19 protein-coding genes, 1 pseudogene and 1 other annotated feature are annotated in these 15,638 nt (G+C 38.3%); of the genes and pseudogenes, 16 read left to right on the top strand and 4 right to left on the bottom strand.

Features of this window, described 5'->3' with window-relative positions:
• The 10 genes and pseudogenes from dnaI (at position 1) to V179_RS28030 (ending at position 8,051) form a co-directional block, all read left to right on the top strand.
• The gene (gene dnaI, locus V179_RS0114990; protein WP_028392192.1) at positions 1 to 939 is read left to right on the top strand and encodes a primosomal protein DnaI; all 939 of its coding nucleotides are present in this window, start codon (positions 1 to 3) and stop codon (positions 937 to 939) included.
• A 451-nt stretch (positions 940 to 1,390) separates the two neighbouring features.
• Positions 1,391 to 2,230 carry a putative sporulation protein YtxC gene (gene ytxC / locus V179_RS28035; RefSeq protein ID WP_051404969.1) on the top strand — a complete coding sequence of 280 codons (840 nt, stop codon included), beginning with the start codon at positions 1,391 to 1,393 and terminating at the stop codon, positions 2,228 to 2,230.
• 406 nt (positions 2,231 to 2,636) lie between these two features.
• Positions 2,637 to 4,568, top strand: a complete 1,932-nt coding sequence (thrS, locus tag V179_RS0114980; protein WP_028392191.1) for a threonine--tRNA ligase — start codon at positions 2,637 to 2,639, stop codon at positions 4,566 to 4,568.
• 208 nt (positions 4,569 to 4,776) lie between these two features.
• Positions 4,777 to 4,959 carry a hypothetical protein gene (locus tag V179_RS0114975; protein WP_028392190.1) on the top strand — a complete coding sequence of 61 codons (183 nt, stop codon included), beginning with the start codon at positions 4,777 to 4,779 and terminating at the stop codon, positions 4,957 to 4,959.
• Positions 4,960 to 5,118: 159 nt separating this feature from the next.
• Positions 5,119 to 5,251 (top strand) — a sequence feature (ribosomal protein L20 leader region).
• 125 nt (positions 5,252 to 5,376) lie between these two features.
• Entirely contained in the window at positions 5,377 to 5,877 is a 501-nt protein-coding gene (infC, locus tag V179_RS0114970; RefSeq protein ID WP_028392189.1) for a translation initiation factor IF-3, read from the top strand.
• Positions 5,878 to 5,899: 22 nt separating this feature from the next.
• On the top strand, positions 5,900 to 6,100 hold the full coding sequence (rpmI, locus tag V179_RS0114965) for a 50S ribosomal protein L35 (RefSeq protein ID WP_028392188.1): 201 nt from the start codon (positions 5,900 to 5,902) through the stop codon (positions 6,098 to 6,100).
• Positions 6,101 to 6,135: 35 nt separating this feature from the next.
• Positions 6,136 to 6,495 (top strand): 50S ribosomal protein L20, encoded by a 360-nt coding sequence (rplT, locus tag V179_RS0114960; RefSeq protein WP_028392187.1) that lies wholly within the window; start codon positions 6,136 to 6,138, stop codon positions 6,493 to 6,495.
• Between the two features lie 70 nt (positions 6,496 to 6,565).
• Positions 6,566 to 6,835 carry a DUF1294 domain-containing protein gene (locus tag V179_RS0114955; protein ID WP_034301218.1) on the top strand — a complete coding sequence of 90 codons (270 nt, stop codon included), beginning with the start codon at positions 6,566 to 6,568 and terminating at the stop codon, positions 6,833 to 6,835.
• A gap of 111 nt (positions 6,836 to 6,946) precedes the next feature.
• Positions 6,947 to 7,516, top strand: a complete 570-nt coding sequence (locus tag V179_RS0114950; RefSeq protein WP_028392185.1) for a TVP38/TMEM64 family protein — start codon at positions 6,947 to 6,949, stop codon at positions 7,514 to 7,516.
• 183 nt (positions 7,517 to 7,699) lie between these two features.
• A pseudogene (locus tag V179_RS28030) lies at positions 7,700 to 8,051 on the top strand (VOC family protein).
• Positions 8,052 to 8,156: 105 nt separating this feature from the next.
• Here the strand turns inward: V179_RS28030 and V179_RS0114940 are convergent.
• Positions 8,157 to 8,906 carry a DUF4184 family protein gene (locus tag V179_RS0114940; RefSeq protein WP_028392184.1) on the bottom strand — a complete coding sequence of 250 codons (750 nt, stop codon included), beginning with the start codon at positions 8,904 to 8,906 and terminating at the stop codon, positions 8,157 to 8,159.
• 376 nt (positions 8,907 to 9,282) lie between these two features.
• Positions 9,283 to 9,660: a hypothetical protein gene (locus V179_RS0114935; RefSeq protein WP_028392183.1), complete on the bottom strand. Its 378-nt coding sequence runs from the start codon at positions 9,658 to 9,660 to the stop codon at positions 9,283 to 9,285.
• A 489-nt stretch (positions 9,661 to 10,149) separates the two neighbouring features.
• On the opposite strand from V179_RS0114935, the gene V179_RS0114930 reads away from it, so the two are divergent.
• Positions 10,150 to 10,797 (top strand): carboxymuconolactone decarboxylase family protein, encoded by a 648-nt coding sequence (locus V179_RS0114930; protein WP_028392182.1) that lies wholly within the window; start codon positions 10,150 to 10,152, stop codon positions 10,795 to 10,797.
• 58 nt (positions 10,798 to 10,855) lie between these two features.
• Positions 10,856 to 11,431: a TetR/AcrR family transcriptional regulator gene (locus tag V179_RS0114925; RefSeq protein ID WP_028392181.1), complete on the top strand. Its 576-nt coding sequence runs from the start codon at positions 10,856 to 10,858 to the stop codon at positions 11,429 to 11,431.
• Positions 11,432 to 11,540: 109 nt separating this feature from the next.
• Here the strand turns inward: V179_RS0114925 and V179_RS30130 are convergent, their stop codons facing one another.
• Positions 11,541 to 11,702 carry a DUF3934 domain-containing protein gene (locus V179_RS30130; RefSeq protein WP_084552364.1) on the bottom strand — a complete coding sequence of 54 codons (162 nt, stop codon included), beginning with the start codon at positions 11,700 to 11,702 and terminating at the stop codon, positions 11,541 to 11,543.
• 731 nt (positions 11,703 to 12,433) lie between these two features.
• On the opposite strand from V179_RS30130, the gene V179_RS0114915 reads away from it, so the two are divergent.
• The 4 genes from V179_RS0114915 to V179_RS31070 all read left to right on the top strand — a co-directional run bounded on the left by V179_RS0114915 (position 12,434) and on the right by V179_RS31070 (position 15,289).
• Positions 12,434 to 12,931, top strand: coding sequence for a dUTP diphosphatase (locus V179_RS0114915; protein WP_028392180.1), 498 nt, complete (start codon positions 12,434 to 12,436; stop codon positions 12,929 to 12,931).
• A 42-nt stretch (positions 12,932 to 12,973) separates the two neighbouring features.
• A complete protein-coding gene (locus V179_RS0114910; RefSeq protein ID WP_028392179.1) occupies positions 12,974 to 14,059 on the top strand; it encodes a M42 family metallopeptidase in 1,086 nt (361 codons plus the stop codon).
• Positions 14,060 to 14,357: 298 nt separating this feature from the next.
• Positions 14,358 to 15,014: an HAD family hydrolase gene (locus V179_RS0114905; protein WP_051404968.1), complete on the top strand. Its 657-nt coding sequence runs from the start codon at positions 14,358 to 14,360 to the stop codon at positions 15,012 to 15,014.
• A 131-nt stretch (positions 15,015 to 15,145) separates the two neighbouring features.
• Positions 15,146 to 15,289, top strand: a complete 144-nt coding sequence (locus tag V179_RS31070; RefSeq protein ID WP_154664010.1) for a hypothetical protein — start codon at positions 15,146 to 15,148, stop codon at positions 15,287 to 15,289.
• Positions 15,290 to 15,318: 29 nt separating this feature from the next.
• Here V179_RS31070 and sspI read toward each other — a convergent pair whose 3' ends face one another.
• Positions 15,319 to 15,531 (bottom strand): small acid-soluble spore protein SspI, encoded by a 213-nt coding sequence (sspI, locus tag V179_RS0114895; RefSeq protein WP_028392177.1) that lies wholly within the window; start codon positions 15,529 to 15,531, stop codon positions 15,319 to 15,321.
• Positions 15,532 to 15,638 lie beyond the last annotated feature (107 nt).

Below are 15,638 nucleotides of genomic sequence, written 5' to 3'. Positions count from 1 at the left end.
ATGGAACGGATTAACAATGCCTTTAACAAGGTAACCAATACTAATAAATTTCGAAAGCAATATGAAGACTTGAAAAAAGAAGTGCTTAATGATGAGCAGATCCGTCTATTTTTGAATGAAAACAGCTCGCAGATTACCGAGGAAATGCTAGATAAGAGCTTGATGAAACTGTATGAGTTTACCTCCCAAAGTAAGCAGTGTCAAAAGTGCCCAAGCTTAGGCGAGTGTGTAAATTTATTGCAAGGTTTCCATCCGAAGCTTGTTATTCGGCGAAATATGATTGATTTGAATTATGAGGATTGTCCGCGTAAGGTCATGGATGATAAAAAAAGGAAACTAGAGAAGCTGATTCAAAGCTTCTATGTACCGAAAGATATTCTTGCGGCAACAATGGAAGATTTTTATCGTAGCGATGCTTCTGAGAATAGAATTGATGCAGTGGAAAAAGCGATGGCTTTTATTATGGATTATAAGCCGGGGGAGAAGCAGAAAAGCTTGTATTTGTACGGAGAATTCGGAGTTGGAAAAACGTATCTTCTTGGTGCGATTGCAAATGAACTCGCTAAGAAGGAGATTTCTTCATTACTTATTTATGTTCCAGATTTTCTAAGAGAATTGAAAGGATCATTTACGGACAATACGTTTAATGACAAGATCGACATGGCCAAAAAAGCGCCAGTCCTTATGTTTGATGATATTGGCTCCGAGTCCATGACAAGCTGGGGAAGAGATGAGGTAATCGGTCCTATTTTGCAATTTAGAATGCTCGAGAACTTGCCGACCTTTTTTACATCTAACTTTAACTTTGTGGAGATGCAGACACATCTTACGTTCTCACAACGTGGTGAGAAGGAAGAAGTCAAAGCAGCTAGGGTCATGGAACGAATTAAATATTTAGCAGAACCATTTTTATTAAAAGGTAAAAACAGAAGACATTGATTTCGTGTAAGAGGTTGTCCTATACAAAAGAGTTAGACCTAAAATCTTCTATCTATCGTTTATTTGACGTATACATGCATGATAAAGTGAAACTTCAATCAGTGGGTTTTATTGCATGTTAATGTGGGAAAGAACGGGTATAGAACTTTAGGTCATCTTTTGGGGCGACCTCTTTTTTGAATGAGGACATCGAGACGGGGATTCCTGACTTACTAATGTAAACAATCTACTTTACAGGTAGACTTACTTTATGAAGAAAGTACTCCAAAATCCGGCTCCTCACCGCCCACCATTGTGATGAGGCAGGTGTAGCGTGCTACATAATAGTGGTGTTTTCATGCCATTCGGGTTTTGTATGCAAATTCCCCTGTTTTTCCTTTCAGTTCACTTCTAAAAAAAGGGCTTATCCCATATACATAGAAACAAATCGTTTCGTATAGGGGGGGTATCGTTGGTACATATTTATTTTCAAAATGATACAGAGGCATGTAAATGGCTCCAATTCGTATCTGTCCACCCTTTAGGGGCAGAACTGCATTCATATATACAATTTGTTTCGGAAGAAGGAATCATCATTACGGTAGAAGAGCGGCATTTGGATGATGTTCACCGGTTATTAAGTGATGTGTTTTACACGTTTTTAGTAGAGGAAAAGGTGAGGGATGGTCTTGAGCATACAATTCGCGAGAAGTTTTTATTTGAGGAACAGGACGAAGTGGATGCAATTCTCGACATTGCCGCTTCGATTGTTGAAGGCGAGATGAAGGTCGGTTCAAGTGCTGGATTTAAAGAGGCAAAAGCAGCGATTGCCGAATCTATTCAGGATGTACTAACCGAAGCGAAATCTTTTTCATTTGAATCGATTGCGACGTTTCGATTAAAGGGTTTTTTTGAATCTTTGGAGCATTATGCCGGTCTTGCGATTGATGAGTATAAACTTGAACAAGATTATCAAAATTTTATTGCTACACTACGTGACTTCCTTAATAAACGTCAGTCTCAATTACAAACGGTCCATTTAGTGCATCAAGAAAACTTTGCTTTTTTTGATGAATCTTATCAGAGGTTGGAAAAGGACGACTTCACGAGAATGATGGATCGAAGGCTATTGGGAGGGTACCCGATTTATATTGACTCGACAGCACTTGCACCGCTTATTTCGATTGCACCAGAACGATTATATGTTTATACCGATGATGCGGAAGATGGGCTTATTCAAACGATTCGTCGTGTGTTTGAAGAACGGACCATTATTCGGCCAGTGCAATCCTTCAGTAGTACTCTTAGCTAAACTTAAGAAACTTCCTGAATTTATTTCTAGCAGTCCTTGATTTTCTATGAATAACCCGATATAATTTCCTACATACTTACATTTATAATAATGAAAAGTCATGATGAGGACATGGGTATTCTTATATTTCGGTTATCAGAGAGGGAATGCAAAGCTGAGAGCTTCCCAGCACGAACAGAACACTTACCACCTCTAAACTTCAGTTAGGAACGTGTGTAAACGCAACTATTAACTGCCGGGAAGCTGCCGTTACCAAGCTACGAGTGTCACTTTGTGGGAATAAGCAAAGTGAAACAAGGGTGGAACCGCGGGTTAATGAATATATAAGCTCGTCCCTGTTTTTATACAGGGGCGGGCTTTTTGTGTTTTACGCAAGATTACGAACAAACTTAAGGAGTGAACGAGTATGTCAGAATTAGTGAAAATTACTTTCCCAGACGGCGCGATGAAGGAGTTTGCCAAAGGTACAACAACAGATGATATCGCAGCATCCATCAGCCCGGGGTTAAGAAAAAAAGCAATCGCAGGCAAATATAATGGTGAAATGTATGACTTGAAACGTCCAATTGAAGCAGATGGTTCGATTGCGATTATTACCCAAGACAGTGAGGAAGCGCTAGAAGTTCTTCGTCACAGTACAGCTCACTTAATGGCGCAGGCGATTAAACGTTTATACAAAAATGCTAAATTCGGTGTTGGTCCAGTTATCGAAGGTGGATTCTACTATGATGTTGATCTTGAAGAATCATTAACACCAGAAGACTTGCCGTTAATTGAAAAAGAAATGAAGAAAATCGTTAATGAAAATCTTGAAGTCACTCGCGTTGAAGTAAGTCGTGATGAGGCTATTTCACGTTTTAAAGAAATTGGTGACGAGTATAAATTGGAGTTGATTGATGCTATTCCAGCTGATCAACAAGTAACCATTTATGAGCAAGGTGATTTCTTCGATTTATGCCGAGGAATTCATGTACCGTCAACAGGAAAGATTAAAGAATTCAAATTATTAAGTATTGCAGGCGCTTATTGGCGAGGAAACAGCGACAACAAAATGCTTCAACGTATTTACGGAACAGCTTTCTTCAAAAAAGAAGACCTTGCTGAACACATGCGTTTGCTTGAAGAAGCAAAAGAACGTGATCACCGTAAAATCGGCAAAGAGTTGAGTCTCTTCACTAGTAACCAATTGGTTGGACAAGGATTACCATTATGGCTTCCAAAAGGTGCTACGATCCGTCGAGTGATCGAACGATATATTGTCGATAAAGAAGCGAGTCTTGGGTATGATCATGTATACACTCCGGTGATGGGTAGTGTTGATCTATACAAAACGTCTGGACACTGGGAACACTACCAAGAAGACATGTTCCCTGTTATGGATATGGATAATGAACAGCTTGTTTTGCGTCCGATGAACTGTCCGCACCACATGATGATTTATAAAAATAGCATACACAGCTATCGCGAACTTCCGATCCGAATTGCTGAGCTTGGTACACAGCACCGTTATGAAATGTCTGGGGCTCTATCAGGATTGCAACGTGTTCGGGGAATGACTTTAAATGATGCGCATATTTTCGTTCGTCCTGATCAAATTAAAGATGAATTTAAACGTGTCGTTAACTTAATTCTTGAAGTGTACAAAGACTTTAATCTGAACGATTATTCCTTCCGTCTTTCATATCGTGATCCACAAGATACAGAGAAGTACTTTGATGACGATGCGATGTGGGAAAAAGCACAAAGTATGTTGAAAGAAGCGATGGATGATCTTGGTCTAAATTATTACGAAGCAGAAGGCGAAGCGGCGTTCTACGGTCCTAAGCTTGATGTTCAAGTTCGTACTGCATTAGGTAAAGATGAAACATTGTCAACTGTTCAATTAGACTTCTTATTACCAGAACGATTTGATTTAAACTATGTCGGTGAAGATGGCAAACAACATCGTCCAGTTGTTATTCACCGTGGTGTCGTTTCTACAATGGAACGCTTTGTTGCGTTCTTGATCGAAGAATATAAAGGAGCTTTCCCAACATGGTTAGCGCCCGTTCAAGCTCAAGTCATCCCGGTTTCTCCTGATGTTCATCTTGATTATGCAAAAGAAATTCAGGCGAAGCTAAAAGCAGCAGGAATTCGCGTCAATCTTGATGTACGTGATGAGAAAATTGGCTACAAAATTCGTGAAGCCCAAATGCAAAAAATTCCATATATGCTCGTTGTTGGGGATAACGAAGCCAAAGAAGGCAGCGTAAACGTTCGCAAATACGGTGAACAAAAATCCGAAACGGTTTCATTCGAAGATTTTGTAATAGCTATTAAAGCCGAAATAAACCGCTAAATAGAAGGGTCTGACCTCGTATGCTATACAGTAATGCGGGGCAGACCCTTTTATCCCGCATTAACGGGCAGTAAAAACCCGACTGATTGAAGTTTCACTTTGGATGAGTACCGGCTCTCTGGCCTGATTGAAACAGATAATTTGTGTAGCCACCATTTATGGACTACTATGGAGATTACGATCAGATTTACAAGGAGATGTGTTTTTTGTGAATCAAAAGAAAAAATTCACTACCCTTTTTGGCCCTACATTCCTTGCAACGTTAATTTTGTTGTTGCTTCCGGATTATCGGCAGTGGGCGATTATTCCAGTCATGCTATTTTGGCTTGCTTTCTTTACGTGGGAATCGATAGATAAGAAAAAAGCTGAGAAGGTAAATAAACCCCACTAGCGGGAAGAGGACTTTTATTCCAAAATTATTTCAAAGAAATGTATTGCAAACTTATTGGGAATTTGATAAGATAATTTTTGTTGTTGAAAAACAATTTAAGCATTTGACAAATCATCAGTGTTTATGTTATATTTTCTAAGGTAATTTGAATACTTGTTTGAGTAAAAGAAGAAGCACCCGCTTCTCACCTGATTGACGCATTATGCTGTCGGTAGGTCATGATTTGATTATTTGGATTTATTCTACTTAGTCTATCAGTGTGGGTGTTTTGCATCCGCACTTTTTTGTTTGTTCAATAAAGCAAGTACAAATCATGGGGTGAAAGGATCGACTAAAACGTGTGCATTCTTTCTTTTAGCCCAAACGATTGTATTCGCTAAATATCCTTGGAGGTGGCTAACTATTAGTAAAGACGCGATGGTAAATGAGGGCATCCGCGCCCGTGAAGTTCGACTTATCGACCAAAACGGAGAGCAGCTTGGAATTAAAACAAAATTCGAAGCGATGGAAATTGCCGCTCGTGTAAATCTTGATTTAGTATTAGTTGCTGCGAATGCAAAGCCTCCGGTAGCCCGAATTATGGACTACGGAAAACACCGCTTCGAGCAACAAAAGAAAGAAAAAGAAGCTCGTAAAAATCAAAAAGTCATCAACTTGAAAGAGGTTCGTCTGAGCCCAACGATTGATGAACATGATTTTAACACAAAGCTTCGCAATGCAATTAAATTCCTTGAAAAAGGCGATAAAGTAAAAGCCTCTATCCGTTTTAAAGGGCGCGCAATTACCCATAAGGAAATTGGTCAACGTGTATTGGATCGTTTCTCTGCAGCTTGCAAAGAAGTGGCTACAATTGAATCGCATCCGAAAATGGACGGACGAAGCATGTTCTTAGTTTTAGCACCAAAAATCGAAAAGTAACTGTAATGAGGAGGAATACCTTATGCCTAAAATGAAAACTCACCGCGGATCTGCAAAGCGTTTTAAGAAAACAGGATCCGGCAAACTTAAGCGTTCTCACGCTTACACAAGCCATTTATTTGCTAACAAATCTACTAAAGCTAAACGTAAACTACGCAAAGCTAGCCTTGTAAGTAAAGGTGACTTCAAACGTATTCGTCATATGCTAGACAACATTAAATAAGTTCGATTTATCGAGTTAAATAGGAGGGAAATAACATGCCACGTGTAAAAGGCGGTACTGTTACTCGCAAACGTCGTAAAAAGGTAATAAAATTAGCTAAAGGTTACTATGGCGCAAAACATATTTTGTTCAAAGTAGCTAATCAACAAGTTATGAAATCAGGGAACTATGCTTTCCGTGACCGTCGTAACAAAAAACGTGATTTCCGTAGACTATGGATCACACGTATCAACGCTGCTGCTCGCATCAACGGTCTTTCTTACAGCCGTTTAATGCACGGTCTTAAGCTTGCTGGTATCGAAGTAAACCGCAAAATGCTTGCTGACCTAGCTGTTGCTGACGAAAAAGCATTTGCTCAATTTGCAGACGCTGCAAAACAACATTTAAACAAATAAGATCAATTTGATCTAAATCAGCCATTCTCGAACTTCGAGAGTGGCTTTTATTTTAGAGGAGGGAACTGGAATGGGGATAGCACTACTTATCATTTATTTGTTGGCAATCAATGTGGCAGCATATACAACAATGGGGAGTGACAAGAAAAAAGCTCGAAACCATGAGTATCGTATCAGTGAACGAACGTTATGGTTGTTAGCTTTCTTTGGCGGCGCAACAGGAGGTTACATAGGGATGAAGCATTTCCGCCATAAAACGAACCATGTTTCTTTTAAACGGGGATTTCCGATTTTAATGATTATTCAAATGTGGATGATTGCTTACTGGATTTTAAGATAGTGCCATTGGTTTTGAAGCTTTCTAAAGCTGTGTGATAAATTGTCATATGTCGCAGGGTAAACGTATATGCTTGAAAGAGCAGGGCGAAGCAGCAGAGGGGGGACACCCATTATGAATCAAGAACTCGTTATGCTCGTGAGTATTATTCAGTCAGGGATGATGTTTGCGCCATTAATCTTTATTTTATTTCATGTGGCAAGGCAAGTATTATTTATCCCAGTAGCAGTCATTTGTATGACGGGAGGGTTATTATTCGGTCCACTTGCCGGGACGATTTATTCGATCATTGGTCTCACGTTATCTAGTCTTGTCTTTTATGGAGTTAGTCGCAAAGTTCCGAAGTTGACGGCACGCTTGTTTAAAATGAAAAATAAACTGTTTGGTCACAGGAAACTTAATGTTAAACAAATCACTGTACTTCGTCTTATCCCTTTTGTCCATTATCACATGCTATCTCTATGCTTAATGGAATTGAAAAAAGGATGGAGAGCGTATACTTCCGCCTCCTTTACAACCAATATCCCACTCGCCTTTTTTTATACGGTGTTCGGTCATTATATCCGTGCATTTAGTCCGACACTTATTGTCATTATCCTATGTTCATTCACGTTATTAGTCTATTTAATGAGAGAAAAACAAACAGTGATTAAGTGGCAGGAGTTTTTTCAAGTAGGAAACTAAAAGTGACAGATTCTATGAGATGTCTTTGTTGAGTGTACAATAATACTTCGAAAAAATGAGCTTTGGGACTCCCAACGCTTATTTTTTTGCGTTCAGAAGTTGGGTCTTTGTGACATTAATAACTAATAAAGCAAGGGGTCGTTCATTAAGGAAAAGGTTACGCCTTTATTAATATTCGAAGGTATGGCAGAAGAAGCGATGAATTATTATACGACTTTATTTGAGCAGTCTGAAATAACGAGTATATCTCGCTATGGTGTAAACGAAGCGGGTAAAGAAGGCAGTGTCATGAAAGCTACTTTTACGATAAAGGAACAAGAATTCATGTATTGATAGTGTTATTTTATTTACGTTTACTCCTTCTATTTCACTATATATCACATGTGATACAGAAGAAGAAATCGATCGACTTTATGAGAATTTAACTCAAGGCGGTGGCGTTCTAATGCCATTAGGTGATTATTCATTTAGTAAAAAATTTGGTTGGATTGTCGATAAATTTGGTGTTTCATGGCAACTTAATCTGCCAAGCTGAAATAGGGGAAGTACTTTGGATAATTGTTTAAGCTGTTAAACAATTTCTCTAAGTTTTCTCATAGCGAAAGGGTCAGAACCCCTCACAGACCGGATCTGACCCTTTTTAGACTTGATTTGCTTTAAGTTGTCGATATTTAAAAAACAAAGAAATAAGGAATAAACTCATCAGGGCTGAATCAATTATTCTGACAACAATTATGCCGTAACTCCTAATCGAAACATAGTCGATAAGAAACCATAGGATCACAGATAATATGGTGAGAAGGATGATAGACGACCAAAAAATGAATTTTTGTTTTGGATACACGGAAAGATTTTTCTGCTTATTTTGAGAAGAGCCTCTGAAATATAGATAACCAATGATCATCGTGATTCCAAATAATGTACTGCCATGTTGTAAAAATTTATAAAAAGGTATGTCTAATCCATAGACATTAAACATGTAATTAAATATCGGGAATTTCATCACCATATATCCATTCATGTGAGTGAATGAATCCCATATGACGTGAGTGAGCATGCCAAACAACGCCGAATAACAAAAAACGATGAACTTCAATGGCTGACTAGCATCAGATTTTTTCGTATACGAATCTTGTAGAGAACTGGGCAAATGAGTAACTAAGATTTGATGTATAAAGAAATGGTGGATCATGTAAATGATGGTAACCAATGGGAGATTAAAATAAAGAAAGCCAAAAAAGGTATGGCCAATTTCCCCAGAAGGCTGCCCTCTTAAAAAGTATTCAAAATCAGGAGCCATACTACCTAAAACCATGGCAGAAAAATGAATATAGTTGCTTTTTCTTGAGAAAGGCAGTACAGCTGCTGGATGAGCAAAAGTTAATGGCATAAGTATTCACCTAATATTTATTATTCAAATTACGGTCATTAAATCCGTTAAACATAGCCTAGCATAGGTTGCTGAGTTTTGAATACACCATTTTAGAATAATAATAGAGATATAGCGATACGTTTGCTAATAAAAAAACAAATAGCGATTTTCTGCGGAAAAGGGGCGGGGCTTCGCAAAATCTGCTCCGCACCAGCACCTTTATAAGGTGATACAGTTTATAGAACCTGAACCTTTTTTACCGTTGGATTGGGAGTAAATTCTCATGAATGCTTTTTTGTAAAATGCCATGTGTTTTTGATAGTGATTCTAATTTCTCGCATATAATCTATAAGGTTTTCTCCTCATTTCTTCTCAAATAAAGGGAACCACTCTTCTATTCCAGAAATTCTTTGATCGGGCTTTTCCAATCAATAATCGCCTGTGGGTATCGTTTTTTAACCTCTGACTCAATAAATTGAAAATCCTTGCGTTCCATTCCTTTTAATAAGCTCGTATTTCTCGTCCAGATGAAAATTGAAATGACTTCAAAGGCTTGGGCAGTTGTCCCAAGATATTTTTCACCTTCAAAAAGAACTCCTTTATACGTCACGACAAAGTTTTTTTGGATGTTGTTCGGATCATCGAGAAAGAAAAATTTACTATGTTCCTGTGCGAGCTCCAATTTTCGCTTTGGACTAACGATATATTTAATCACGGTATAGATGAGAAACATAATCAAAGCGAACAAAAGCAGGCGAGTGAACAATACCATGGAGACTCCTCCTCATACATTTTCCTATATGTACGTATAGACAAGCAAAAAGTTTCGCTATTTTGACAAAATTTTTCTCGTTAAATTAAAGTGAAACTTCCATCAGTGGGGATTTTCCATGCCCCGCTGATGGTTAGTCTCGTTCTACTGTTGCTAAATCTTCGATAAAGCGACACTACGAACCCGATTCAATGAATCACAGACTAAGTACGCAGCGTCCTGCGGCATCGTCTATGTGACCCACATCCTGTGGGCCTCAACTAAACCTTTGAAAACCACAAAGGTAAGTTTCACTGTATCTCACCGAATGGGGATTTACAGGCTATTTATCCTCAACTATCTTACCTTGATTCTCTAAACAAAATTGAGGTGGGGATATTACAGCCTGTTAAACCGGCTAGTTGGATAAAATTGTTTGTCGTAGATCGCTAACCATGTTACACTAAATTTGTACCGAATGGTAGGTATAAAATAGGGAGGATGTTAAACATGAATTTTTATCAAAAAGAAAATTTAAGAAACTTAAATCAAGTAAAAGATTTAGCTCCTGAACAATTACAGGCCTTTTCAGAATTTAACAATACGGTCTTTCAAGAAGGGGCCCTTTCAATTAAGGAAAAGGAAATCATCGCAGTTGCGATTGCCCATGTAACAGAATGCCCGTATTGTATCGATATTCATACGAAAAAAGCCAAAGCCGTAGGTATAACACTGGAAGAACTAGTTGAAGCTGTATTTGTAGTATCGGGTATAGAAGCTGGAGGTGCAGTGACACATAGCACGCATATCGAAAATGCTTTAAGTAAAGAAGCTCCTGATTCTTTATATAATCGGTCAAATCTTAAAAAGCTGGGTCAATTGCAAAAAGGGGCTCCTGAAGGCTTTAAAGCGTACTCCAAATTTAGCGCAACAGCAATGAAAGAAGGCAAGCTTAGTGCAAAATTTAAAGAAATTATTGCTGTAGCTGTTGCCCATGCGACACAATGTCCATATTGTATTGATGTTCATGCTAAAAATGCAGAAAAACTTGGCGCCACTCAAGAAGAATTATCTGAGGCAGTACTCGTTACATCTGCTTTGCTTGCAGGTGGAGCGTATGCTCATATCGCCAATTTAATTCAAAGCTATGGAGAATAATTGAATTAAATAGTGAAGCACATCATCTAAGATTAAACAGCTAAAAAGGTGTGAATATATGTCTAAAAAGCAAGAAATTATTACAATCGCAAGAGGGATTATTCATTCTAAAGGATACCAAGCAACTTCGATATCTGATATTCTCAATGCAGCCTCTATCGGCAAAGGGCAATTTTATCATTATTTTACTTCGAAATATGATCTTGGACTAGCTGTTGTAGAAGACCTAGTTCAAGATCTAGATCAACAGTTGATTAAGGAGATCTTTCAGTCAAAGGAAGAAGCTAAAAAAAGATTAAACAAAATGCTTGATTGGAATCTTGCTTCTCATACTGAAACGAAAAGTAAACTTGGCTGTGCTGTGGGTAATTTAGCGATTGAGATGAGCGAGCACGATGAAACATTCCGAGTTAAAATTAAAGAATTTTTTAACAAGTGGATTTCTGAGGTAGCAGCTTCCTTAACCGAAATGGTCGAGGAAAATCAATTAGATCCGACAATAAATTGTACAAAAAGTGCCCAAGCCATCGTTGCCATGATTGAAGGCGGAATTCTATTAATGAAGAATCAACAGGATATTGAGATTTTGGCTACTGTGATGGATATCATTCGAAAACAGTATCATCTTATATAAAGTGAAACTTCAATCAATGGGGAGACTGCCCGTTAATGCTTGAAAACAAAAAAAGACCTTACTCGGTCTTTTTTTGTTAATATAAGATGATACGCTAGATTAGCAGTTGTTATTCACCTTTATTATTGTTTGCAGTCTGTGCAGAACCGCGTTTCTTAACACCTTTGCTTATATATGGTTTGGCACTTTTGGCTTTTTTGGCACCAGCTTTCCAACGATTCCAGCCCTTCTTATCTGTACCTCTTCCTGTGCCACCTTTAGCTTTACTCATATAATCACTCCATATTGTTGTAGCTTTTAGCTACCGGTTATTGTCTAGTTTAGCCCATTTCCCACACTTAACGGGCATTAAGACCCCACATCAAGATTCTGAGCATGCAAAAGAAGATAGGTGGGGATCAACTGTCCGTAAAGGTCCGATTGGTGAGATACAGTGAAACTTACCTTTGTGGGTTTCAAATGTAGGTTAGCGCCCACAGGATGTGGGTCACACAGACGTTGCCGCAGGACGCGGCGTACTTAGTGATTCATTGAATCGACAGTAGAACGGGACTTTCCACCAGTGGGGGGCCCACTGATAGAAGTTTCACTTTATTAGTAATTAAGCATTAACTATACAACATAATGACAGATAGATATACATTTTTTTGTGCAAGCTAGATAGTCCTTAAAGTTGTACATGGATAGCCGAGACCTCCATAATTCATCACGCTTCGCATAGCTTTAATTTTGTTTCATAATAATAAAAGTTATCTTGTTCAGGGAATATGCAATAGTAAAACCATACAACATCTGTATGGCATTACAACGCCACATTACCATGAAAGGATCAACATGTAGCACTCGCACTCACCTAATCAAAATGGTGGCGGTGCGGAGCCGGATTTTGGTATACTTTACTAATAATATAGGTTTATTTTTAAAAAAATGGCTATATTAATAAGTCGTGAAGCCTCGCCCCATGACCTTCATACAAATCGCTTATGAAAGTAGGAACGAATCATGAATATCACGAAACTGTTCGAGATGCAAAAATTACTTGATCAACATATACAAGAAAAGCACAACCTCCATGCAGCAGAGCTGATTGATAAAAAAATTCTGGCTTTATTCGTTGAGCTTGGTGAACTGGCCAATGAAACAAGATGTTTCAAATTTTGGAGCTTAAAAGGTCCAGCGGCAAGACAAACCATTTTAGCTGAATATGTAGATGGTGTTCACTTCATCCTTTCACTCGGAATTGGCTGTAAGTTGCAAGCAACGAGTGTGGAAGTGAAAATAGGGCAATCTAGTAAAGAACATGATATAACGAGTCAATTTCTGAAAATATACGCTTCCATTCAATCATTTAGTATGGAACAGTCTCAGGAAAACTATGAGAACATGTTTTCAGATTATCTTCGTCTCGGTAACATGCTTGGTTTTTCTGGAGAAGATGTGGAACAGGCTTATGTCGAGAAAAATCAAATTAATTATGATAGGCAGAAGCAAGGCTATTAATGCGAGTTAAAGAATAGTGTCCATACATAAGGAGGAATAACAATGACGCATTTAGATGAAACGTTAACGATGTTAAAGAGTTTAACGGATGCAAGAGGAATTGCTGGCAATGAAGGGGAAGTCCGTCAAATTATGAAAGAATACATTGCCCCATTTGCTGATGAAGTGACTACAGATCACTTAGGCAGCTTGATTGCGAAGAAAACAGGTCAAGAAGGCGGACCAGAAATCATTGTAACCGGTCACTTAGATGAAGTTGGTTTTATGATTACTCAAATCGATTCAAAAGGGTTCCTGCGCTTTCAAACAGTAGGTGGTTGGTGGTCACAGGTGATGCTTGCTCAGCGTGTAACAATTGTGACAAGAAAAGGCGATGTGACCGGAGTGATAGGTTCAAAGCCACCACATATTTTAACTCCAGAAGCAAGAAAAAAACCTGTCGATATTAAAGATATGTTCATTGATATTGGAGCATCAAGCAAGGAAGAAGCAGAGGAATGGGGTGTAAGACCTGGAGATATGGTCGTGCCGTATTTCGAATTTACCGTTATGAATAATGAGAAGATGCTTCTTGCCAAAGCTTGGGATAACCGAATTGGCTGTGCGATTGCGATTGATGTTTTAAAACAATTAAAAGGTAGTGAACATCCAAATATTGTGTACGGGATTGGAGCAGTTCAAGAAGAAGTCGGACTACGAGGTGCTAAAACGTCTACATATAAAATTCAACCAGACATCGGTTTTGCGGTGGATGTTGGTATTGCTGGAGACACGCCAGGTGTAACGGACAAAGAAGCGCAAAGTAAGATGGGGAAAGGGCCACAAATCGTTCTGTATGATGCAAGCATGGTATCCCATAAAGGACTTCGGGATCTCGTAACAGATACGGCTGATGAATTGAATATTCCATATCAATACGAATCAATGCCTGGCGGCGGAACAGATGCGGGATCGATTCATGTGACAGCAAATGGGGTTCCAGCGCTTGCGATTACCATTGCAACCCGCTACATCCATTCACATGCTGCCATGCTCCATCGTGATGATTATGAAAACGCCGTTAAATTAATTGTTGAAGTGATTAAAAAACTGGATCGTAAAACCGTTGATGCGATTACATTTGACTAAAACTAGGACTTTCAAGTAAGTCGAAGTCGTTCTTATAGAAGAAAACCATGTATAAAGAGAGTCCCAAAAGGGTCAATCCTTGCACTCTATACACAGTATATAGTAGTAAAATACTAACTATAATCTGTATGTAGTTGTTGCGGGATCTGACCCTTTGCTTATGGAGAACAAGAAGATTGAAACGGTTCGTTCATTATTATACAGTATGTTTAGTAATGGAAATTTCTATGAAACTATTGCTTATTAATTCCTGCCTATTTTAGGTGAGTATTTACTTATTAATTAGTTAAAGGAGGAAATGATTTTGATCAAAGCTGTTATTTTCGACTTTGATGGTTTAATTTTAGACACAGAGACGGTTTGGTATGATGCTTATCGAGAAACGTTAGATTTATATAAGGTTAAGTTGCCACTTGAACAATTTGTTAAATGTATTGGTTCAGATGATACTGAACTATTTAGATATTGCCGAGAACAAATTGGGGAAAATTGTAATATTGAAGAGATTGAGGAAAAAGCCAAAGGCATACATAAGGAAAAGATGAAAACACCGTTGGCGCGTGAAGGTGTGAAGGAGTATTTAGAGGAAGCAAGTAAGTTAAAATACAAAATCGCCCTTGCTTCCAGCTCTACTAAAGAATGGGTAACGAACTATTTAAACGAGCTTGGGCTGTTACACTATTTTGACTTCATTATTTCGAGCGATGATGTTGATCAAGTGAAACCAGCACCTGACTTGTACTTAAAAGCAATCGAAGTTTTAAAGGTTGATCCAAAAGAAGCTGTAGCATTTGAAGATTCGTTAAATGGACTTCAATCGGCTCTAGCTGCTGGGTTAAAATGTGTAATCGTGCCAAACCCAGTTACGGAAGCGTTAGCTTTTGAAAATCACCATTTACGACTGCAATCAATGTCGGAAAAAAGCTTGACCGAAGTTATAAAATTGATTGAATAATAGGAAGTTTGTCAATAACACCACCTTTATACCTTTTTTATTTCCTTGTCTTTGTATCAGCTAGTTTTGTTTAAAGGATCACGTTTCGGGAATAGCTAATCTTACGACGTGTATATGAAGGAGTGAAGATAATGGATAAAAAGAGAAGGCTAAAGGTGGATGACTCAACGGATCAAATGAAGGAAGAAGAGGAAAACATTCAATTGGATGAGGATGATAATCCAATCATGCATGATGAATACTTTCAGAATCGGATTAACACTGACCACTTATAAGCAAGAGAAAAGCAATAGCCTAAGTTAGGCTATTGCTTTTTTAAACCTGATTCTAAAGCTTGAAGCATTTCAGTTCTTTCTTGTTCTGATGCATGTTGCCAAATAATTTCAAATAACACACCAAGTCCAGGCAACATTTTTTCTTCGCCATTTTGAATGGCATCGACGATCGTATCCTCTAACTGATCCTGTGTATTCCCTGATACGTTGTGAATAATTGCATTTCTTAAATTCAAGTTCATATCAAACCCTCCCTTCACCATCATGGTCCACTTCTTTAGTATGGAACAAATCAAATCAAAATATGTAGAAAAGGGCGAAATGCGTTATAATAAAGTGAAACTTCCAT

Origin of the sequence: Bacillus cihuensis, assembly GCF_000504145.1 — a bacterium.
Taxonomy (GTDB): domain Bacteria; phylum Bacillota; class Bacilli; order Bacillales; family DSM-1321; genus Peribacillus; species Peribacillus huizhouensis.
The sequence above is the reverse complement of the archived record's forward strand: the minus strand, read 5'-3'. Positions and strand labels throughout refer to the sequence as shown.